The organism is Spongiactinospora rosea (assembly GCF_003315795.1).
GTDB classification, from domain to species: Bacteria; Actinomycetota; Actinomycetes; order Streptosporangiales; family Streptosporangiaceae; genus Spongiactinospora; species Spongiactinospora rosea.
In genome coordinates this window covers 686,912-706,429 of sequence record NZ_QMEY01000003.1, presented here as the reverse complement: position 1 = coordinate 706,429, position 19,518 = coordinate 686,912, and the positions used below count along the sequence as shown (strand labels likewise).

The 19,518-nt window shown below is 73.3% G+C and carries 18 protein-coding genes; 8 read left to right on the top strand and 10 right to left on the bottom strand.

What is annotated here, in order from left to right; genetic code table 11:
* The first annotated feature begins 4 nt into the window (after positions 1-4).
* From DP939_RS11815 to DP939_RS11805, 3 genes are all read left to right on the top strand, one after another.
* Positions 5-352, top strand: coding sequence for an STAS domain-containing protein (locus DP939_RS11815; protein WP_113980652.1), 348 nt, complete (start codon positions 5-7; stop codon positions 350-352).
* Positions 353-518: 166 nt separating this feature from the next.
* On the top strand, positions 519-1,736 hold the full coding sequence (locus tag DP939_RS11810) for a glycosyltransferase (protein WP_225878176.1): 1,218 nt from the start codon (positions 519-521) through the stop codon (positions 1,734-1,736).
* Between the two features lie 98 nt (positions 1,737-1,834).
* The gene (locus tag DP939_RS11805; protein ID WP_113980650.1) at positions 1,835-3,319 is read left to right on the top strand and encodes an AAA family ATPase; all 1,485 of its coding nucleotides are present in this window, start codon (positions 1,835-1,837) and stop codon (positions 3,317-3,319) included.
* A gap of 19 nt (positions 3,320-3,338) precedes the next feature.
* Here DP939_RS11805 and DP939_RS11800 read toward each other — a convergent pair whose 3' ends face one another.
* Positions 3,339-4,403 (bottom strand): PucR family transcriptional regulator, encoded by a 1,065-nt coding sequence (locus tag DP939_RS11800; RefSeq protein ID WP_225878175.1) that lies wholly within the window; start codon positions 4,401-4,403, stop codon positions 3,339-3,341.
* A gap of 81 nt (positions 4,404-4,484) precedes the next feature.
* Here DP939_RS11800 and DP939_RS11795 point away from each other — a divergent pair, with 81 nt between their 5' ends.
* Together DP939_RS11795 and pruA are read left to right on the top strand one after the other, a co-directional pair.
* Complete coding sequence (locus DP939_RS11795; RefSeq protein WP_113980648.1) at positions 4,485-5,411, top strand: proline dehydrogenase family protein; 927 nt, start codon at positions 4,485-4,487, stop codon at positions 5,409-5,411.
* 15 nt (positions 5,412-5,426) lie between these two features.
* Entirely contained in the window at positions 5,427-7,052 is a 1,626-nt protein-coding gene (pruA, locus tag DP939_RS11790; RefSeq protein WP_113980647.1) for an L-glutamate gamma-semialdehyde dehydrogenase, read from the top strand.
* Between the two features lie 70 nt (positions 7,053-7,122).
* On the opposite strand, the gene DP939_RS11785 is transcribed toward pruA, so the two are convergent.
* From DP939_RS11785 to DP939_RS11745, 9 genes are all read right to left on the bottom strand, one after another.
* Complete coding sequence (locus DP939_RS11785; RefSeq protein ID WP_113980646.1) at positions 7,123-7,695, bottom strand: PIN domain-containing protein; 573 nt, start codon at positions 7,693-7,695, stop codon at positions 7,123-7,125.
* 21 nt (positions 7,696-7,716) lie between these two features.
* A complete protein-coding gene (locus tag DP939_RS11780; RefSeq protein ID WP_113980756.1) occupies positions 7,717-8,169 on the bottom strand; it encodes a helix-turn-helix domain-containing protein in 453 nt (150 codons plus the stop codon).
* Positions 8,170-8,235: 66 nt separating this feature from the next.
* Positions 8,236-10,872 carry a hypothetical protein gene (locus tag DP939_RS11775; RefSeq protein ID WP_147267957.1) on the bottom strand — a complete coding sequence of 879 codons (2,637 nt, stop codon included), beginning with the start codon at positions 10,870-10,872 and terminating at the stop codon, positions 8,236-8,238.
* A complete protein-coding gene (locus DP939_RS11770) occupies positions 10,862-11,728 on the bottom strand; it encodes a DUF4132 domain-containing protein (RefSeq protein ID WP_158578544.1) in 867 nt (288 codons plus the stop codon). The genes DP939_RS11775 and DP939_RS11770 overlap by 11 nt, the downstream gene beginning before the upstream one ends.
* Positions 11,729-11,785: 57 nt before the next feature.
* On the bottom strand, positions 11,786-12,526 hold the full coding sequence (locus tag DP939_RS11765) for a lysophospholipid acyltransferase family protein (RefSeq protein WP_113980643.1): 741 nt from the start codon (positions 12,524-12,526) through the stop codon (positions 11,786-11,788).
* 61 nt (positions 12,527-12,587) lie between these two features.
* The gene (locus tag DP939_RS11760; RefSeq protein ID WP_113980642.1) at positions 12,588-13,748 is read right to left on the bottom strand and encodes a cytochrome P450; all 1,161 of its coding nucleotides are present in this window, start codon (positions 13,746-13,748) and stop codon (positions 12,588-12,590) included.
* 203 nt (positions 13,749-13,951) lie between these two features.
* Positions 13,952-14,476, bottom strand: a complete 525-nt coding sequence (locus DP939_RS11755) for a GNAT family N-acetyltransferase (RefSeq protein WP_113980641.1) — start codon at positions 14,474-14,476, stop codon at positions 13,952-13,954.
* A 27-nt stretch (positions 14,477-14,503) separates the two neighbouring features.
* On the bottom strand, positions 14,504-16,132 hold the full coding sequence (locus DP939_RS11750; RefSeq protein WP_113980640.1) for a thiamine pyrophosphate-binding protein: 1,629 nt from the start codon (positions 16,130-16,132) through the stop codon (positions 14,504-14,506).
* Positions 16,129-16,914 (bottom strand): cyclase family protein, encoded by a 786-nt coding sequence (locus tag DP939_RS11745; RefSeq protein ID WP_113980639.1) that lies wholly within the window; start codon positions 16,912-16,914, stop codon positions 16,129-16,131. The genes DP939_RS11750 and DP939_RS11745 overlap by 4 nt, the downstream gene beginning before the upstream one ends.
* Before the next feature lie 112 nt (positions 16,915-17,026).
* Here DP939_RS11745 and dhaK point away from each other — a divergent pair, with 112 nt between their 5' ends.
* The 3 genes from dhaK to dhaM are packed head-to-tail and all read left to right on the top strand — an operon-like array spanning position 17,027 to position 19,065.
* Entirely contained in the window at positions 17,027-18,019 is a 993-nt protein-coding gene (gene dhaK, locus DP939_RS11740; protein WP_113980638.1) for a dihydroxyacetone kinase subunit DhaK, read from the top strand.
* Positions 18,020-18,031: 12 nt separating this feature from the next.
* The gene (gene dhaL, locus DP939_RS11735; protein WP_113980637.1) at positions 18,032-18,664 is read left to right on the top strand and encodes a dihydroxyacetone kinase subunit DhaL; all 633 of its coding nucleotides are present in this window, start codon (positions 18,032-18,034) and stop codon (positions 18,662-18,664) included.
* Positions 18,661-19,065 (top strand): dihydroxyacetone kinase phosphoryl donor subunit DhaM, encoded by a 405-nt coding sequence (gene dhaM / locus DP939_RS11730; protein WP_225878174.1) that lies wholly within the window; start codon positions 18,661-18,663, stop codon positions 19,063-19,065. The genes dhaL and dhaM overlap by 4 nt, the downstream gene beginning before the upstream one ends.
* The last annotated feature ends 453 nt before the right edge of the window (positions 19,066-19,518 follow it).

Sequence of the window (19,518 nt, the reverse complement as noted above, 5' to 3'; positions counted from 1 at the left end):
GAGCATGGGCGTGGAATACGAGGGTGCGCTCTTTCGCATCCACGCCACGCCGCACCCGCCGCTGCTGCGCGTCGAGGGCGAGATCGACGCCAACTCCGCCGAGCGCTTCCTGGCCGCGCTGCGCGCCGGGGCGCGGTCGTTGCGCGGTGACATCAGGCTCGATCTCGGCGAGCTGTCCTTCATCGACCTCGGCGGGCTGCGCGCGATCGTCGAGGTGGCCGGGGAGATCGACGCGGAGGGCCGCCACCTGGTGCTCGCGCCGGTGGCCCCGCACGTCCGGCAGCTCATCCAGATCATCGGCTGGGACACCGCGCCGGGGCTGAGCCTGCCCGCGGACGAAACCCGTCCGTAGAATCGGTTGCAAATAACCCGACATACACCTCCGAACCCGACAGATCCGAGGTTTGCATATCGCGCGGTGCCGGGTATGGTCTTGAGCGTCGAGGTGCTTAAGACACAGGCACACCTGACGGATTCCTAGGGCTGTTCTCAATCGGCCCGGCTCCCCGAGGTGTGCCGTGAACATAGCAATCGTCGCGTCCGACGCAGTGACCGCAGGTGCCGTAGACGACTCCGACCGCGCCGCCCAGCGTGCGCATCTCCTGGCCGTGGCCCGCGAGCTCGGCCGCAGCCACCACGTCACGATCTACGGCAGGCTCGACTCGCCCGAGCGCCGTCCCAAGGCCCGTCTGGCCCACGGCGTGACCATCGAACTCCTGCCCGCGGGCCCGCCCGAGGAACTCTCCGAAGAGGGCGTCCTGCGCTACGCCGGCGACCTCGGCGCGGAGTTGACCCGCCGCTGGGGCGCCGAACGACCCGACGTCATCCACGCGCACTCCTGGGCCGGCGGCCTGGCCGCCATCGCCGGGGCCGACGGCCTGAACGTACCGGTCGCCCAGACGCTGCCCCGGCTGCGCCCGCTGCCCCTCCCCGCCCGCAAGACCGCGCCCGCCAAGGCGGGCGGCACCGACAGCGCCGCCCGGGTGCGGCTGGCCCGCGCCATCGGCCGTACCGCCAGCGCCGTCATCGCCGGCTGCGGCGACGAGGAGGCCGAACTGATCCGCCTCGGCGTGCCGCGCAGGAGCATCACCGTGGTCCCCTGCGGGCTCGACGTCGAGCGCTTCCGCAGGCACGGCCCGGCCGCCCAGCGCGGCAAGCGGCCCCGGCTGCTGCACGTCGGCCCGCTCGGCCCGCAGGGCGGCGCGGCCACCGCCATCCGCGCCCTGGAAGGCGTCCCTGACGCCGAACTCGTGCTCGCCGGCGGCCCGCCCGCCGACGCGCTCGCCCAGGACCCCGACGCCCACCACCTGCGCCTGCTCGCCAAGGAGACCGGCGTGGACGGCCGGGTCACCTTCCTCGGCCAGGTGCCGTCCGCGACCGTGGCCAAGCTGATGCGCAGCGCCGACGTGGTGCTCACGCTGCCCGACGACGCCAGCGCCGGGGTGGTCGCCCTGGAGGCCATGGCCTGCGGTGTGCCGGTCATCGCCTCCGCCGTGGGCGCGCACCTGGACTCCGTCCTGGACGGGGTGACCGGGATGCTGGTCCCGCCCCGCCGCCCCGCGCTCACCGCCAGGCTGGCGCGCGAGCTGCTGACCGACCCGACCAAGCGGTCCGCGCTCGGGTTCGCCGGCGCCGACCGGGTTCGCTCGCGCTACTCCTACGAGCGGATCAGCCAGGAACTGCTGCGGGTGTACGCCGAGACGATGGGCGAGCCGGAGGTGCCCGTCCAGACTTGACACACTCGCGACGCACTCGCGCGGAAACGGCACATCGCCGGACATGCCCCTCCCGTAACGGGCCCGAGTCTGACAGGCTTGCACCCACGGGAGGCGGCATGGATTCCAGCGACGCGCGGCATCTGGCGCGGGAGTTAAGCGATCTACTGTCCAACGCGAACCGGCGGCTGCGGGAGGAGCGACCGGAGGCTCCGCTCGTCTCCCGCGTCACCGGCCACCTCGGGTGCGCGCTCACCGAGGTGATCAGTGTGAGCGAGACCTTTCCCCGCTGGGAGCACGCCAACCTGCAGCGCGGCGTGGACGCCTACCTGGCCGGGCACGCCCCCGGCGCCGAGTGGTTCGGCATCGCGGGCGAGAGCAGGCACGGGTACGACTACGCCGACATGCTGACCATGATGGCGCGCGGCTGGGACCAGTTCGACCTGGGGACGGTCGGCTACGCCACCGCGGCGATCGGGCCGAGCGACACCATGGAGGTGGTGAGCGCCGGGCTGGTCTGCGCGTACGCCCCGGACGGCACGCCGCTGGTGCTCGGCCTGCGTACCTGGATGGAGCACGGCCCGCCGGAGTGCCGGATCGAGGTGCTCGCCGCCTCCAGGGACGGCGCGCGGGCGGCCAGGGACGAGATCACCCGCCTGATGCACGAGCACGACGTCTTCCGCGGGCGCATCCTCTCCTTCACCTGGACCGAGCACCGCGGCAACGAGCTGGTCAGCTTCCTGCCCCGGCCGCAGGTCGCGGCCGATGAGGTGATCCTGCCCGCCGGGCTGCTCGATGTGGTGGAGCGGCACGTGATCGAGGTCGGCGAGCTGGCCGACCGGCTGCGCGCGCACGGCCGCCACCTCAAGCGCGGCCTGCTGCTGCACGGCCCGCCGGGCAGCGGCAAGACCCACACCGTGCGCTACCTGATGGGCCGGATGACCGGCTGCACGGTGATCGTCATGACCGGCATGGCGATCCGCCACATCGAGCAGGCCGCGGCGCTGGCCAGGCGGCTGCAGCCGGCGATGGTGGTGCTTGAGGACGTCGATCTGGTGGCGATGGACCGCTCGTTCACTCCCGAGGGCAATCCGCTGCTGTTCATGCTGCTCGACGCGATGGACGGCATCGGGTCCGACGCCGACGTGGCGTTCGTGCTCACCACCAACCGGGCGGACGTGCTGGAACGCGCGCTCGCCGACCGGCCCGGCCGGATCGACCTGGCCGTGGAGATCCCCAAGCCGGACGCCGCGGGCCGGTCGGCGCTGCTGCGGCTCTACTCCCGCGGCCAGCGGCTCGCCGCCGACACCGACGCGATCGTGTCCCGCACCGAGGGCGCGACCGCGTCGTTCTTCAAGGAGCTGCTGCGCCGCGCCGTGCTGCGGACGATCATGGCGGGAGACGACGCGAGCGTCCTGACCGACGCCCACCTGACCGCCGCGCTCTCGGAGATGCTGGGCGAACGGCAGGCGCTGACCCGCGCGCTGCTGGGGTCCGCCCCGGGTGAGGGCGATCCCGCTCAGGAAGGGCGGCCCGTGCCCATGGCGGCGCGGGCGGGCGGCCACGGCACCAGCTTCGTGGTGTACGGCGAGGCCGACGACTGACCCCGGGGCCGCCGCGGGCTCAGGCGGTCATCCGGGCCGCCTTGAGCGCGAGGTGCAGCCGCAGCCGCGTCTCGCCGTCCGACAGGTCGGCCGCCACCGCGCGTTCGGCCTTGGACAGGCGGTAGTAGAGGGTCTGCCGGTGCACCCCGAGCGCCGCCGCGGCCTGCTGCGCGTGGCCGCCCCGGTCGAGGTAGATCTCCACGGTGTGCGCCAGCTCGGGATCGGCGAGCAGGTCGGCGGCCTCGGCGGCCAGCTCGGCCAGGTCGGCGGCGGGCAGCCGGGCGAGCATCCGGTAGACGCCCAGGTCGGCCCAGGAGGCCACCGGGCCGAACCGCCCGACCCGCTCGGCGACCCGCAGCGCCTGCCGCGCCTCCCGCCAGCTTCGCCACGCGTCGGCCGGGTCCTTCCTCGGGCCGCCGACTCCGGCGGGAGCGCGGTACATCGCGTGCGCCCGCGCGGCGACCTCGGCCGCCAGGTGGGCGGGCACCAGCAGCGCCACCGGGTCGCCCGGCTCTGCCAGCACGCCGCGCGGCAGCGTCCACAGCGCGGCGACCCGCTCGGGGGCGCCGCGCACCGCGACGACCGCCACCGGCCCCTCGATGTCGAGCCTGGCCAGCGCGGCGGCCCTGCGCTCCGGATCGGCCGAGAGCAGCTCGCGCAGGCCGCGGCCCAGCTCCTGGCGGTTGCGCGCCTCCAGGGCCAGCAGGTCGGCGGCGTCTTCGGCCAGCGGGGCGATCCGCGCGAGCATCGCGTCGGGGACGCCGCCGCCGTCGGCCGGGTCGAGCAGCCACAGGTAGCCGTAGGTCACCCCGGCGCGGCGCAGCGGGACACAGACGCGGGCCAGCACGCCGAGCGCGTCGTCGGCGGGGATGCGGATCGGACCGGGGGCGGTGGCGATGCCGTACCCCTCGAAGTAGGCCCGCACCTCGTCGGTGGCCCGGCGGCGCAGGATGGAGTCGCGGCGGATGGCGTCGATGTCGCCGCTCTGCGCCGCGTAGGCCAGGAGCTGGAAGGAACGGTCCTCCAGGGTCGCCGACGCGCCGAGCACCCGCGCGACCTCGTCCACTGTCTCCTGGAGGTCCACCCCCTCATCATACATTTGTATGAACGACCCGGTGCGCTTGTCCATGGTGCCGGGCGGAGCCACCTTTCTAACCTTGGGGACATGCTCGGTTCACTGCTTCTGGCCGGCTCGCGCAGCCGGCTCGTACGGCGCGCCGTCTCCGGCTTCCCGCCGAGCCGCCGGGTCGTCAAACGCTTCGTCGCCGGTGACGACACGGAGGCGGCGGTCGCGGCCTCGCGGCGGCTGACCGGCTCCGGTCTCACCGTGACCATCGACCATCTCGGCGAGGAGACCCGCGACGCGGGCGCGGCGGCGCAGGCCGCCAAGGCGTACGTCATCCTGCTGGAGGGCCTCGCCGGGCTCGGCCAGGGGCACGGCACGGAGGTGTCGGTCAAGCTGTCCGCCGTCGGCCAGGCCCTCGGCGCGGACGGCGACGCCATCGCGCTCGACCACGCCAGGGAGATCTGCTCCGCGGCCCGCGCCGCCGGTACGACGGTCACCCTGGACATGGAGGACCACACCACGGTCGACTCCACCCTCGGCATCCTGCGCGAGCTGCGCGCCGACTTCCCCGGCACCGGCGTCGCCGTGCAGTCCTACCTGTTCCGCACCGAGGGCGACTGCCACGACCTGGCCGGGGAGGGCTCGCGGGTGCGCCTGGTGAAGGGCGCCTACGCCGAGCCGCCCGGGGTCGCCCACCAGAAGAAGGAAGACGTCGATCGGGCGTACGTGCGATGCCTGCGGATCCTCATGGCGGGGAAGGGGTATCCCATGGTGGCCACGCACGACGACCGGCTGATCTCGATCAGCGAGTCGCTCGCCGCCCGCTACGGCCGTGAGCGCGGCGACTACGAGTACCAGATGCTGTACGGCATCCGGACCGACCGGCAGACGGCACTGGCGGGGGCGGGGCACACCGTCCGGGTCTACGTGCCCTACGGCGACGACTGGTACGGCTACTTCATGCGCAGGCTCGCCGAGCGCCCGGCCAACCTGGCCTTCTTCCTGCGCTCGCTCACGTCCAAGTGAAGAGGTTCCACGAACATGGATGCGATCAGCAACGTCCCGGTCCCGGCCAACGAGCCGGTGTACGGCTACGCGCCGGGCAGCCCCGAGCGCGCCGCGCTGGAGAGCCGGCTCAAGGAGCTCGGCGGCACGCGGCTCGACATGACCATGACCATCGGTGGTGAGCGGCGGATGGGCGGCGGCGCCGAGATCGAGGCGGTGCAGCCGCACAACCGGGCCGCGGTGCTCGGCCGGCTGGCCGAGGCGACGCCGTCCGACGTGCGGGCGGCCATCGACGCGGCCACCGAGGCGGCCCCGGCGTGGCGGGCGCTGTCCTTCGACGACCGCGCCGCCGTACTGCTCCGGGCGGCCGACCTGCTGGCCGGTCCGTGGCGGCAGACGCTGAACGCCGCCACCATGCTGGCCCAGTCCAAGACCGCCTACCAGGCGGAGATCGACGCGGCCTGCGAGCTGATCGACTTCTTCCGGTTCAACGTCGCGTACGCGCGGGCCCTGCTGGCCGAGCAGCCCATCTCCTCCCCCGGGGTGTGGAACCGGATGGAGTACCGGCCGCTCGAAGGGTTCGTGCTGGCGATCACGCCGTTCAACTTCACCTCCATCGCGGCCAACCTGCCGACCGCCCCGGCCCTGATGGGCAACGTCGTCGTCTGGAAGCCCTCGCCGACCCAGCAGTTCTCCGCGCACTTCATCATGCGCCTGCTGGAGGAGGCGGGCCTGCCGCCGGGCGTGATCAACCTGGTCACCGGCAACGGCGAGGCCGTCTCCGAGGTCGCGCTGCGCGACCCGCGGCTGGCGGGCATCCACTTCACCGGCTCCACCGCCACCTTCCAGCACCTGTGGTCCACGGTGGGCTCGGGCATCACCGGGTACCACGGCTACCCGCGCCTGGTGGGCGAGACCGGCGGCAAGGACTTCGTGGTGGCCCACCCCTCCGCCGACCCGGCCGTGCTCTCCACCGCGCTGATCAGGGGCGCCTTCGAGTACCAGGGGCAGAAGTGCTCGGCGGCCTCGCGCGCGTACGTGCCGCGCTCAGTGTGGGACCGCATCCGCGACGACTTCATCGCCACCGCGGAGTCCCTGACGATCGGCGACGTCACCACCGACCTGTCGCTGTTCATGGGCGCGGTGATCGACGAGCGGGCCTTCGCCAAGCACAAGGCCGCCATCGACCGGGCCCGCGCCGCGGACGCGGTCAACGTGCTCACCGGCTCCTACGACGACTCCACCGGCTACTTCGTGCGGCCCACGGTACTGGAGTGCGCCGACCCCACCGACGAGATCTTCGTCAAGGAGTACTTCGGCCCGATCCTGGCCGTCCACGTCTACGACGACGCCGACTACGACGCCATGCTGAACCAGATGGAGGGCATCGCCCCGTACGCCCTGACCGGCGCGGTCATCGCCCAGGACCGCCATGCCATCGCCGCCACCGCCGAACGCCTCCGCTTCGCCGCGGGCAACTTCTACATCAACGACAAGCCCACCGGCGCCGTCGTCGGCCAGCAACCCTTCGGCGGCGCCCGCGCCTCCGGCACCAACGACAAGGCCGGGTCCATCTTCAACCTGATCCGCTGGGTCAACGCCCGCGCCATCAAGGAGAACCTCATCCCCCCGACCGACCACCGCTACCCGCACATGGGGTGACATCCTGCAAGACGCCCCGGCGCTCCCAACCGGGCGCCGGGGCATCGAACCGCATCGACGCCGGTCACCCTTATTCCGCCACTCCGTACATGCGGCCACGCGCACGTCGCGCGAAAGCGGGAACCCCTGCTCTGTCCAGGGCATCGACGATGTCCATGGCGGTCATCGGCGGACGGCGCTTTCCGGACGCCATCCGGGCCAGTACGTCCATCACCTCGTGAGGACTCTGGCTCAGCAGTGAGCACAGGTAGGTGTCGGGTTCGGCAACGGTCAGCCCGTGGCGGCCGAGGAAGGCCGCGGGGAAGTCCACGGTGTTCCATGTGACCAGAGTCTGGGCACGGCCTGCGATGGCGGCGGCCATGTGATGACGGTCGTCGAGATCGGGACCTTCCATCTGATCGACCAGATGCTTGTAGTCATCCTCCGGAACGCGGCAATCAGCGAAGAAGTCCCGAATCTGCGTCCCGATTCGCGCAGCCGTCGCCGCGGAGCGGCGCTGCTCGCGCACGATGACACGTTCCCACTCCTCAAGCAGATGATCGCTCCAGACCACGGTGTGCACGGCGTCCTCGGTCAGTGCGAGCATCAGGTCCATCAAGGAGAAGGGGAACAGCACGTTCGTGTCGACGAAGACCCGCGCCATCGGCCACTGTCCTCCGGAAGACTAGTAAGGCAGCTCTGCCTCTTCGGCGGCTTCCATGATCCGGCGACGGCCTTCGGCGCGACGCTCCCGACGAGCCTGGAATTCCAGGACGTCCACCAGGCGGACCCGGCGGTGACGACTGTGCGGCAGGTTCTGCGAGGGGATCTCGCCCTCGTCGAGCAATCGCGCGACAAAAGGCCGCGAGAGCCCAAGCACCTCGGCGACCTCATTGGGGGTCAACCGGGTCTCGACGGGCAAGGTGAACACCGCGTTGCCCTTGGCAAGGTCATGCGCTGCCGCCGCCAGGAGTCCCACCAGCAGCGGCGGCAACTCGATCTCGGTCCCATCAGGTCCGCGCAGGACGAGCGACGCTTCCGCGGCGGAAGCGGTCTTCTCAAGGTGCTCAAGCAGCTCACGGTCACCGCTTCCCGCTTCGACGCGTGTCGCGCCGGCCAACGCTCCCTTGCGAGGCATGGCCACCTCCACCCCTTGATATCTGAAATAAGTGTAACCTCCGCGGCGTCGAGTGCGGTGGCCTCGCTACCCGCCTCCTGTGGCCAGGGCCGATAGGCGGAGGTGGAGGTCGGCGGCGTGGCGGATGAAACCGGTCAGGCCGGCGCGCAGGCGGGGGTGGGTGGCCAGTTTCTCGATGAGGCGGGCCGTGCGGGGCAGTTCGGCGCGGGCCGGGGCGGTGGTGAGGTCGGTGGTGGCGGCGTCGAGGAGGGCGCGTACGGCGGCTTCGGGGATGGTCCTCAGGCGGGCGGAGGCGGCCGGGTCGCGTGGGGAGAGGAAGTGCCAGAAGGCGGGCGGTGGGACGATCGGCGTGCCGCGGGCGGCGAGCCTCGCGGCGGGCGGGACCCAGCGGTCGCCGGTGCCCGCCGCGACCTGCCAGTGGGCGGCCTCGCCCGTCCGGTCGGCCAGCCACACCAGCGTGTCACCGGCCAGTACGCCGACGCCGTGGCGGCCCGCGTGCGGGAGTTCGATCAGGCCCCAGGGCACCGCGCCCGCCCGGCCGCGCGGCTCGGCCCTGCGGCCGTCCACGCCCTCGATGACATAGCGGCCTTCGGTGTCGGTGCCCTTGCTGACGCGGAAGCCCACCAGCGTGCCGTCCGTGCCGAGCGGCGTCCGCCGCACCCCCTCAGGCAGCGGGGCGAGCGTGCACGCCTCGACGGCCCAGGCGCGGCCCGGCGGGAGCGGGGCGCGTTCCAGGAAGCCCGGCAGCGAGGCGCGGCCCAGTTCGCCGGTGGCCGGGTCCAGTTCGCGTAGTTCCGGACGCCACGCCTCCGGCTGGGACCAGTACGTCACGCCGTCGCACAGCAGCCGCGGGGTGTCGGCCAGGCGCAGATCCCCCGGGCGCAGCGCCCGCCTTCCGGTGACCCGCGCGCCGGACGCGTCGAGGAACGCGTAGCCGTACCCGGCCCTCGGCCGCAGTGCGCCGCCCACGCAGGTCACCGGGCCTGGGGCGGTCCGTGACGGGCCCGACGTCCAGTGGCCGCGGGCCGTGCGGTGGTCGTCCCAGGCCACCAGGAACTCCCCCGCCGAGTAGACCACCGTGAAGGACTCGGCCGTGGCGGGCAGCCGCAGGTCGTGCTCGGCGATCCGCCCGGACGGGCCGACCGCCACCGCGCGCCGCCGGTTGTAGACGGTGAGCACCGGCCAGCTCGGGGTGATCTCGGCGTCCGGCCCGAGTTCGTCGGCGACGGTGTCCAGGTCGTCCCAGCCCAGTTCGTCCAGGATGCCCGCGCGCAGGGTGCGGGTGAGGGGGACCGCCACGTCCGCCCGTTCGATGGCCTCGCGTACGCCCTCGGGCATCGCCGCCATGCCCGCCGCGCCCGGCGGCAGCCCGCTGGAAAGGCGCTGTACGGCCTCACGGGCGTCGGCCAGCCCGCCCCGGGCGATCTCGCCCACCTCGGCGGCCACCCAGTCCCTGACCAGCGGGCGCAGCGCGGCCACGTCCAGGAGCGCGCCGACGCCGTGCCGGGCGGCGAACGCGCCCACCGCGGTGCTCAGCAGCCGGGCGTGGCGCGGGTCGGCGCCGATGGCGGCGAGGTCGCGTTGCCGGTGTTCCAGCCAGCGGTCCAGGTCGATGGTGTGGCCGGGGGCGGGGTCGGCCACCGGGAGCCCGGCGGCCAGGCAGGCGTCCAGCAAATCGGCGTCGATGACTCCAGCACGCGAGGAGCCGGCCGGGCGTACCGGCTCCGCGCCCGGCTTCAGCCGGGTGACGAGGTCGAGCAGAAGGGGCGGGGTGCGGCCGGTGCGCCTGCCTCGTTCCAGGTGCGCGGCCATGCGGGTGAGCCAGCCCGCGGCCTCGGCGCGAGCCAGGTCGGCGAGCGCGCCGGTCTCATCGAGCAGGGCCAGCCACCACTCGTCCATGTCGGCGTCGGGGAACAGGTAGAGCAGGGCGTGCCGCAGCTCGGCGTACCGCTTGGCCAGGCGTACCAGCCGGGCCCGGTTGGCGTTCCAGAAGGCGGCGGAGGCGTGGCGGGTCGCGGGGGCGCGCAGCAGCAGGGCGAACGCGCGGCGCTCCTCCTCCGCCGGGTCCAGCCCGGCGGCCTTGGCCAGCGCGCGAAGCTGCCGGGGCAGCGCGGGCCAGGGCGGCAGGCCGCCTCCGGTGTAGCCGGCGACCAGTTCCAGCAGCTCGGCGTGGGCGCGGGCGGGGGGATGACGCTCGGCCAGCCCGGCCGCGTAGGCGGCGACGGCCTTGGTGGGCAGCGCCCCGGCGAGCGCGAACCGCAGGTACGCCGCCCGCCGGGCGGACTCCTGCACGGCCAGGCCGTGCTCGTCCTCGGCCCGCCTGGCACGCAGGAACATCACCGCGGCCCGCTGCGGATGCCCGGCCTCCAGGTGGTATCTGGCCACCTGGTCCCAGAAAGCGGGCAGATCGGCGACGGCAAGACCGCGGGCGATCGCCTCGGCCCGCTCCACGAGGGCCGCAGGCCGCACATCCCCCCGCCATACGACATGCGCCAGCCCGGCCGCCGCCACCACCCCTGCCCCACCCTCCGGCACCGAGCCCCGGGGTGGTGGGGGTGGGGTGAAGCCGAGGGTGGACATTTCGTGGTCCAGGGCCGGGGGGCTGATTTGTCCGGATGGTCTGATCACGACCCGGCCGCCGCCCAGGCGGGGGTGGCGGTAGGTGCGGGTACTGGTCGGTTCGGGCGGGGGGTCAGTCGGCATCGGTCACCCGGCCGGCGTGCAGGAGTTCGGCCATGCGGAGTCCTTCGGACCAGGCGATGGGGCCGACGCGGGGCAGGGGGATCGGCTCGCCGGGCTCGATGGTCCAGATCAGTTCCCCGGTCCAGGTGGCGGCCTCGGGTGGGCCCGCGCCGAGCCAGAACCAGGCCCGTACCCACTCCCCTCCCTCGGACACCGCGCAGGTGGCATAGCCGCCGGACAGGGTGAACCCGAGGCGGGTCGCGCGGCCGGTGGCCTGGCGAAGTTCGGCGAACCTGGCGTCGGCGTAGGTGTGGCAGGCCGTCCCGGTCACGTCGTCCGGCTTGCCGTGCAGGGTGCGGGCGAGCTGCGGTACGCCCTGGGAGAGGCCGAGCTTGGCGGCCAGTTCGCGGGCTCCGGCGAGGTCGCCGAGGGTGAGCGGGTGGGCGATCCGCACCACCGCGCCGGGGGCGAGGCCGCCGGGCTCGCCGTCCAGGCTCACCGTGCCGATCCGGCCGGTCTCGTCGATCCCGGTGAACAACGCGGTCCGGTCGCCCGCCACCACCAGGCCGGTGAGCGCGTCCCGCCAGGCCGGGTCGGGCCACAGCTCGCACAGCAGGCCCGCGGGCACCGGCCGCGCGCCGAGCATCCAGCGCTCCACCTCGGCGCGGCAGCCGGCCGCGTGCCGCTGGAGGTGGTCGCGCAACGCGGTCAGCTCCTCGGCGGCCCGGCTCTCCCTGACCGCCTTGGGCACCGCCTTGCGCGGCCTGCCGTCACAGTCGCGGCAGATCAGCCGGTCGCCGTCCAGCGCCAGCTCATGACCGGCGGTGGCGGGCACCCAGACGTACTCGTCGTCGCCCGTCCCGGAGGCATGCGGCATGCCGCACATCCTGTCACGGCGGCACCACGGGCAACACCGATCACACCAGGCGCACGCTCAGTCGCCGGATTTGGCGGCCTCCGCCTCGTCCATCGCCGCGGCCTCCTCCGGGGTGGGGGCGGTGCCGCCGAGGTGGCGGGGCTGCCACCAGACCCCCTGCGGGATCTCCGGGTAGGTGCGCTGGGCGCGGTCGAGCAGCTCGGTCAGCCGGGTGTGCAGCTCGCCGGTACGGGCCGCCATGTCGTCGCCGCGCTTGGGGTGGATGGGCTCGCCGACCAGGATCGTGATCGGGACGTGCCGCTGCAGCAGGTTGCGCGGGCGGCCCTTGGTCCACAGCCGCTGGGTGCCCCACAGCCCGACCGGGATGATCGGCACGCCGCTGGCCGCGGCCATCCTGATCGCGCCGTTCTTGATCTCCTTGACCGTGAACGACCTGCTGATCGTGCCCTCCGCGAACACCCCGACGACCTCGCCCGCCTTGAGCGCGCGCAGCGAGGCGGCGTAGGAGCCCGCGCCCGCCGCGCGATCGACCGGGATGTGGTGCATGCCGCGCATCAGCGGCCCGGAGATCCGGTGGTCGAAGACCTCCTTCTTGGCCAGGAACCGGACCAGCCGCCGCGACCGGCGTGCCCCCATGCCCGCGAAGATGAAGTCGAGGTAGCTGATGTGGTTGCTCACCAGCACCGCACCGCCCTGCCGGGGCACGTGGTCCGCGCCCTCGATGTGCAGCTTGAGGTCGAGGGCGCGGAACAAGGTCAACGCCGTCACGATGACCGGCGGATACACGATCTCCGACATGGAGCAACCGTAACCTACGGCAACGTATCCGCGGGCACACGGTCCGGCGGCGCTGGCGAGGTCAGCGGGGCTTCACCGTGGTCGGCATGGTGGCGAAGCCGCGGACGTTGCCCATATGGGAGCGGCGCAGCCCGGAGGGGTCGATCTCGTACTCCGCGACGGCGGCGACCAGCTCCTCCAGGGCGATCCGCGCCTCCATGCGCCCGAGGGTCGCGCCCATGCAGTAGTGCCGGCCGCCGCTGAAGCTCAGCAGGTCGGTGGTGTCCCTGCGCAGGTCGTATCGGCCCGGGTCGGGGAAGACGCGCGGGTCGCGGTTGGCCGCGGCGATGATGAGCCACATCCGCGACCCGGCGGGGACGCGTGTGCCGTACAGCTCGGTGTCCTCGGTCAGCAGGCGGGCCACCCCGACCGCGGGCGGGTCGTAGCGCAGGCTCTCCTCGATCCAGCCGGTGACATCTCCGCCGAAGGCGATCTCCCGCTGCTCGGGGTAGCGCCAGGCCCAGTACCAGGCGTGGCCGAGCAGGTTGGTGGTGGTCTCGCTGCCCGCCGCCAGCAGGACGAACAGGATCGGCACGATCTCCTCGTCGCGCAGGCTCGCGGTGAGCACCGAGATCATGTCGTCGGCGGGCTCGGCCCGGCGGCGCGCGATCAGCCCGCTGTAGTACTCCAGCAGCGCGGCCCCGGCCGCCGCGCCGTCGGCGGTGACCTCCTGGGTGCTGTCCTCGCGGTGCAGCGAGCGGGCGGCCAGCCTGCGCACCTCGTCGCGGTCGGACTCGGGCACGCCGACCAGCTCGGAGACGACGTCGAGGGGCACGCGGACGGCGAAGTCCTCGATGAAGTCGAACGTGCCGTGTTGCAACGCCTCCGCGAGGTGGCGGCGGGCGATCTCACGGATGCGCGGCTCCATGGCGGCGACACGGCGGGCGGTGAAGCCCCGGGAGACCGGCGTGCGCAGCTCCGTGTGCCCGGGCGGGTCCATCGCGACGAAGGACAGGGCGGCCGAGGCGTCGGGGCCCCACGGCGGCCGGTCCAGCAGCGGCCCGTGCGAACTGGAGTAACGCGCGTGGTCCGCCAGCGCCGCCGTCACGTCGGCATGCCTGCTCAGCGCCCAGAAGTCGGCCTCGTCGTTGCGGTAGAGAGGCGCTTCTTCCAGGAGCCTGGCATAGACCGGAAACGGGTCGTCGTGGATCGCGTAATCGAACGGGCTGTACTTTACCCCCATTGGGCACTACTCCCTAGCGAAAAGCACATCGACCAGGCGAGCCTAACGGGACATGTCTAGAGATGCGATCCTTGACCAGCGATCTGACCACATCATGTCAAACCCGGCCCGGGGACGGCAGCGCCCGTACGGCCCGTGCGGGCGGGCGGATCCGGCCGGAGCCCCGGCCCCCGCCCGCACGGCGCCGGATGACCCTGTTTCCATTACCCGGTCGTATTCCATTCTTCACGAAGAATGGAATAGAGGATCTGGTCGTGCCATTCTCCCATTCGCCACTGCGCCCGCCGGATCACCCCTTCGCGCTGGAATCCGATTTTCTCGAGAACGCGCTGCTCGGCGAGATTCCTGACGTCCGTGCCCGCTTGGACGCGCTGCACGGGCGTGTGCGCGAACAGATAGCCGACGAGTCCGCGCTGGGCGGCGGTCCCGACGCCCTTGCCGCGGAACGCGGAGGCGATCATCACGCCGACGTTCCAGCTCCACGAGGTGGTCCGCGGGCCCCAGAAGTGCTTGTTCCAGGTCACCCAGCCGGCGAAGGCCCCATCGGCCTCCACGGCCAGCCCGCCGTCGTCGGGGCCCAGGTATCCGCTCGCCGCGACCTTCTCTCTGATGTGCGCGAGGTTGCGGTGACCGAACCACTGGAGTTCGCCGGTGCCTTCCGGCGTGGAGAGAACGTGTTCCATACGCGCCACATCCGATTCCCGCAGCGGACGCAGTTCGACATTCATCGGGTGGTTTCACTCCTTCAGGGGTTTTCAGTGGCCGCGGAACGCCTCCTCCAGCCACCATGCCGCCGGGCCTGGGGCGATCTTCGCGTGGACGAGCAGCGGGCGGTCCCGCGGGCCCGTCACCCATTCGGCCACGGCGGCGATGTCGGCGGGCTCGCGTACGGTGACCGCGGCGCAGCCGTGGCCGCGGGCGATGGCCGCCAGGTCGGCGGGCGGGAAGGTCACGGTGGCGAGCGGGTGGCCGTCAGGACCGAAGTGGTGGACCTCCGCGCCGTACGCCTCGTCGTCGTAGACGACGATCACCATCGGCAGGCCGAGGCGCACCACCGTCTCCAGCTCGGCGATGCCCATCAGCGCGCCGCCGTCGCCGAGCGCCGCGACCGGCAGCCGGTCCGGCTGGGCCAGCGCCGCCCCGATCGCGGTGGCGAGGCCCAGGCCGACGGCCTGGAACGCCTGGGTGAAGCAGAAGCCCCGCTCGTCCGGCACCGAGAGGTACATCGACGGATAGCCCATGAAATTTCCTGAGTCAACGGCGACGACCCGTTCCCGGGGCAGCACGTCGTCCAGTTCCGCCGTCAGGGTCCGCGGGTCGATCCGCCCGTCGCCGCCCGCGTCCTTGTACGGCACGTCGCGCCACCGGACCTCCCGCTCGATCCGCTCGGCCAGCCCCGGCGACCGGTACCCGGGCCGGATCTCCGGCAGGCGGGCGGCGGTGAGCGTCGCGGTCTCGCGTACGTCGCCCACGACGCCGAGATCGACGGCGCGGTGCCGGCCGATCGCGTCCCGCTCGATGTCCACCTGGACGAGAGTCGTGCGCGGACCGATCAGCGCGCCGTGCCGGGTGGTCCACATGTTGAGCGCGCAGCCCCAGGACACCAGCAGGTCCGCGCCGCGGATCAGTTCGGCGGCGAGCGGTGAGGCGAAGCCGCCGCTCACGTCGAGGTCCCACGGGTCGCCGCGGAACAGGCCCTTGGCCACGGCGGACGTGGCCGGCAGCGCCCCGGCCCGGTCGGCCAGCGCCGTGAGGGCGTCGCGGGCGTGCCGCGCGCCCCGCCCGGCCACGAACACCGGGCGGCGCGCGGCGGCCAGCGCCTCCGCCAGCGCGGCGACCTGCTCAGGGCAGGGCGGCGCGCTCTCCGGCGCGGGGCCGGGGGCCGGCGGATCGGCCTGACGTACGGGCTGGGCCTGGACGTCCAGCGGCAGGTTGAGCAGCACCGTACGCCGCTCGCGCAGCGCCAGGCGGGCCGCCGCCGCCGCGTCGGCCACCGCCGACTCCGCCGACCGGACCCGCGCCGCGACCGCTCCCACCGCCGCCACCATGGCCGCCTGGTCGATGTGGAAGTTGGAGGCGGCCTCGGTGGCCTCCCCGGCCAGGACCAGCAGCGGGGTGCGGCTCTTGGCCGCCTCGGCGATGCCGGTCATCGCGTTGGTCAGCCCCGGCCCCTGGTGGACGCTGAGCACGCCCAGACCGCCGCCGGTGCGGGCGTAGGCGTCGGCCATGGTCGCCGCGCCGCCCTCGTGCCGCGCCGCGATGTATCGGGCCCCGGCCGCGACCAGGGCGTTCGTCACATGGAAGTTACCGCTGCCCACCACGCCGAAGACGGTGTCCACGCCCAGCCCGGCGAGCGCGCGCCCGACGGCCTCGGCGACGATCAACGCGACTCCCCCGGGCCGCTCTCGGACTCCACCAGCGCGAGGACGCGCACCGGGCTGCCCGACCCGCCGACGATGGGCAGCGGCGGGGCCACCACGACCGAGCCGGTGGCCGGCAGCCGGTCCAGGTTGCGAAGCTGGGTCAGGCCGTACTTGCCCGCGCCGAGCAGGAACGAATGGCACGGGAAGGGCGGGTCGAAGGAGTGCGCCGCGCCCGCGTCGGTGCCGACGGTCTCCACGCCGAGCCCGCCGATCGGCGAACGCTCGGCCAGCCACCTGGCGCACTCGGCGGAGATGCCGGGCGCGTGCCCGCCGTTCAGGAACGCCTCCTGGTCACCGGCCCGGGCGTCCCAGCCGGTCCGGTAGAGCAGCCAGCCGCCCTCGGGCAGCGGGCCGTGCTCCTTCTCCCAGGCGGCCACATGGTCGATCTGGAGCAGGAAGTCGGGGTCGCGGGCGGCCTCGGCGGCGAAGTCGAGGACCACGGCGGGGGCGATCAGCCGGGTCACCGGGACCTGGGAGACGTCCTGGCCGTCCTTGGCGGTGGCCCAGTGGACGGGCGCGTCGAAGTGCGTGCCGGTGTGCTCGCCGGTGTGGATGTCGTTCCAGTACCAGGCGGGGCCGCGGTCGTCGTAGCGGCTGATCTCCTCCAGCCGGAAACCGATCGTGTTGGCGAACGGCTCGGGCAGCCGCAGCACCGGTGTCGCGGGCGACAGGGGCGCGGTGAGGTCGATCACCTCGACCGTGCCGTCGCCGATGGCCCCTACCAGGCTCTTGAGTACCGACATCGCCGCCTCCTCGCGCGGAACGTTCCGATACGCACATCGTGACACGGTTGCGCGATTACTCCCGCGGGCACAGGGTGGTCGGTGAGGCAGCATCCCCGGACGAGGAAGCCCGATGAAAAAGATCATCAATGCCGTGGACACCGTGGTGACCGACGCGCTCACCGGCCTCGCCGCCGCCCACCGCGAGCTGCGCGTGGACCTGGACGCCCGCGTCGTCTACCGCGCGGACGGCCCTCGGCCGGGCAAGGTGGGCCTGGTCTCCGGCGGCGGTTCGGGTCACGAGCCGCTGCACGCCGGCTTCGTGGGGTACGGCATGCTCGACGCGGCCTGCCCCGGAGAGATCTTCACCTCCCCCGTGCCCGACCAGATCGTCGAGGCCACGACCGCGGTCAGCGGCGGCGCGGGCGTGCTGCACATCGTCAAGAACTACACGGGCGACGTGCTCAACTTCGAGATGGCCGCCGAGCTGTGCGCGGACGAGGGCGTGGAGGTGGCCCGCGTGCTGGTCGACGACGACGTGGCGGTACGCGACTCGCTCTACACGGCCGGGCGCAGGGGCACCGGCGCGACGCTTTTCGTGGAGAAGATCGCCGGGGCGCTGGCCGAGGAGGGCGCGCCGCTCGCCGAGGTGGCCGCGATCGGCGACGAGGTCAACGCGCGCAGCCGCTCGTTCGGGGTGGCGCTGTCGGCCTGTACCACGCCCGCCGCGGGCAAGCCGACCTTCGAGCTGGCCGGGAACGAGGTCGAGCTGGGCATCGGCATCCACGGCGAGCCCGGCCGCTCCCGCGGGCCCGCGGGCACCGCCCGCGAGCTGGTACGGGTGGCGATGGACGCCCTCCAGGCCGACCTGCCGCTGTCGGGTGACACGCTGGTGCTGGTCAACGGCATGGGCGGCACCCCACTGATCGAGCTGTACATCGCCTTCGCGGAGGTGGACGCCTACCTGCGTGAGCACGGCGCGACCGCGGCCCGCAGCCTGGTCGGAAACCATGTGACGAGCCTGGACATGCAAGGCTTCTCGGTCAGCGTGTGCGCGCTGACCGACGATCTCACCCGGCTGTGGGACGCGCCCGTGCGGACACCCGCGCTGCGCTGGGGACACTGAGGAGGCCCGCCGGTGGACGCGGCGTTCATCACCGACTGGATCGATGAGATCACCCGGCTGGTCGCCGGCGAACGCGAGCACCTGACCGCCCTGGACGCGGCGATCGGCGACGCCGACCACGGGGCCAACCTGGACCGGGGGTTCGCCGCGGTGCGCGCGGCGCTGTCCGCCCGGCCGCCGGGCACGCCCGGCGACGCGCTCGTACTGCTCGGCGGCACGCTGATCCGCAAGGTGGGCGGGGCGTCCGGTCCCCTGTACGGGACCTTCTTCCGGCAGGCGGGCAAGAGCCTCGGCGACTCCCCCGAGGTCAGCCCGGCCGAGCTGGCGGCGGCGCTCACGGACGGGCTCGCCGCGGTACGCGCGCTCGGGTCGGCCGAGCAGGGCGACAAGACCATGGTCGACGCCCTGACCCCGGCGGTGCGGGCCCTGGAACAGGCGCTCCAGGACGGCGCGGGCAGGCGCAAGGCGTTCGACGCGGCGGCCCGCGCGGCCGAGGAGGGGGCCAGGGCCACGGTCCCGCTGCGCGCCCGCAAGGGCCGGGCCAGCTACCTCGGCGAGCGCAGCATGGGCCACCTCGACCCCGGTGCGGCCTCCAGCGCCCTGATCATGCGCGCGCTGCACATCTCGGCGAGCGGTTCACGATGAGCGGGGCAGGCGAGGTGAGCGGGCCGATGGTGGGGATCGTGCTGGTGTCGCACAGCGCGGGGCTGGCGGAGGCGGCGGCGGCGATGGCCGCGCAGATCTGCGGCGGCGAGGTCACGGTGGCCGCGGCCGGGGGCGACGAGGACGGCGGGCTCGGTACGAGCGCCGACCGCATCGCCGCCGCGATCGAGAAGGCGGACCGGGGCGGCGGCGTGGTGCTCATCCCCGACATCGGAAGCTCGGTGCTGACCGCGCGCCTGATGGAGGAACACGGCTCCGTCGTGGTCGCCGACGCCCCGTTCGTGGAGGGCGCGGTGGCCGCCGCGGCCACGGCGGGCGGCGGGGCCGCGCTCGCCGACGTCCTGGCGGCGGCCGAGGAGGCCCGGGACTTCCGCAAGCTCTGACCGCCCCTCTCCCGGGGCCCGGGAACATATTGATCAAATTGGCGGCCGGATTCGGCGAACAAACCCGCGGTCGCCCGCGTCGAACCATATGTAAGCCGGCAGGGGGTGAGAGTGACCTACAGGGGGCGATTCGGATGGCCGAGCAGGAGCCGACCGGTTCGGATGGGTTCACCGGGGGACGGGGGAGTCTTTCCCGGAAGCGGTCGGGGGACCGCTTGCGAGCACACCGACGGCGATCGGACGCGAGGCAGCGAATGACGCCGATCGACCGCTGACCGACCACGACCGGCCTTCGCCGCCGGTACGGGCGAGCAGCGGGCCACATCATCGGCCCACGGCCACACCAGGCCGTGGGACCCGCTGGGGACACGCGCCACGCGGTACGGCAGGGCCGGCGAAGACGCCCTGCGCCGGCGGCGCACTCACCACCACAGCCTGCCACGGGGGCGGCCC

Bases quoted from the DNA above. Each gene is read 5' to 3' on its own strand.
- pruA (WP_113980647.1), top strand. From the start codon at position 5,427: ATGGATGCGATCAGCAACGTCCCGGTCCCGGCCAACGAGCCGGTGTAC.
- DP939_RS11770 (WP_158578544.1), bottom strand. From the start codon at position 11,728: ATGCCGCATGCCTCCGGGACGGGCGACGACGAGTACGTCTGGGTGCCC.
- DP939_RS11755 (WP_113980641.1), bottom strand. From the start codon at position 14,476: ATGAATGTCGAACTGCGTCCGCTGCGGGAATCGGATGTGGCGCGTATG.
- DP939_RS11780 (WP_113980756.1), bottom strand. From the start codon at position 8,169: ATGCCTCGCAAGGGAGCGTTGGCCGGCGCGACACGCGTCGAAGCGGGA.
- DP939_RS11815 (WP_113980652.1), top strand. From the start codon at position 5: ATGGGCGTGGAATACGAGGGTGCGCTCTTTCGCATCCACGCCACGCCG.
- DP939_RS11795 (WP_113980648.1), top strand. From the start codon at position 4,485: ATGCTCGGTTCACTGCTTCTGGCCGGCTCGCGCAGCCGGCTCGTACGG.
- DP939_RS11775 (WP_147267957.1), bottom strand. From the start codon at position 10,872: ATGCCGACTGACCCCCCGCCCGAACCGACCAGTACCCGCACCTACCGC.
- dhaM (WP_225878174.1), top strand. From the start codon at position 18,661: ATGAGCGGGGCAGGCGAGGTGAGCGGGCCGATGGTGGGGATCGTGCTG.
- dhaK (WP_113980638.1), top strand. From the start codon at position 17,027: ATGAAAAAGATCATCAATGCCGTGGACACCGTGGTGACCGACGCGCTC.
- DP939_RS11745 (WP_113980639.1), bottom strand. From the start codon at position 16,914: ATGTCGGTACTCAAGAGCCTGGTAGGGGCCATCGGCGACGGCACGGTC.
- DP939_RS11785 (WP_113980646.1), bottom strand. From the start codon at position 7,695: ATGGCGCGGGTCTTCGTCGACACGAACGTGCTGTTCCCCTTCTCCTTG.
- DP939_RS11765 (WP_113980643.1), bottom strand. From the start codon at position 12,526: ATGTCGGAGATCGTGTATCCGCCGGTCATCGTGACGGCGTTGACCTTG.
- DP939_RS11760 (WP_113980642.1), bottom strand. From the start codon at position 13,748: ATGGGGGTAAAGTACAGCCCGTTCGATTACGCGATCCACGACGACCCG.
- DP939_RS11805 (WP_113980650.1), top strand. From the start codon at position 1,835: ATGGATTCCAGCGACGCGCGGCATCTGGCGCGGGAGTTAAGCGATCTA.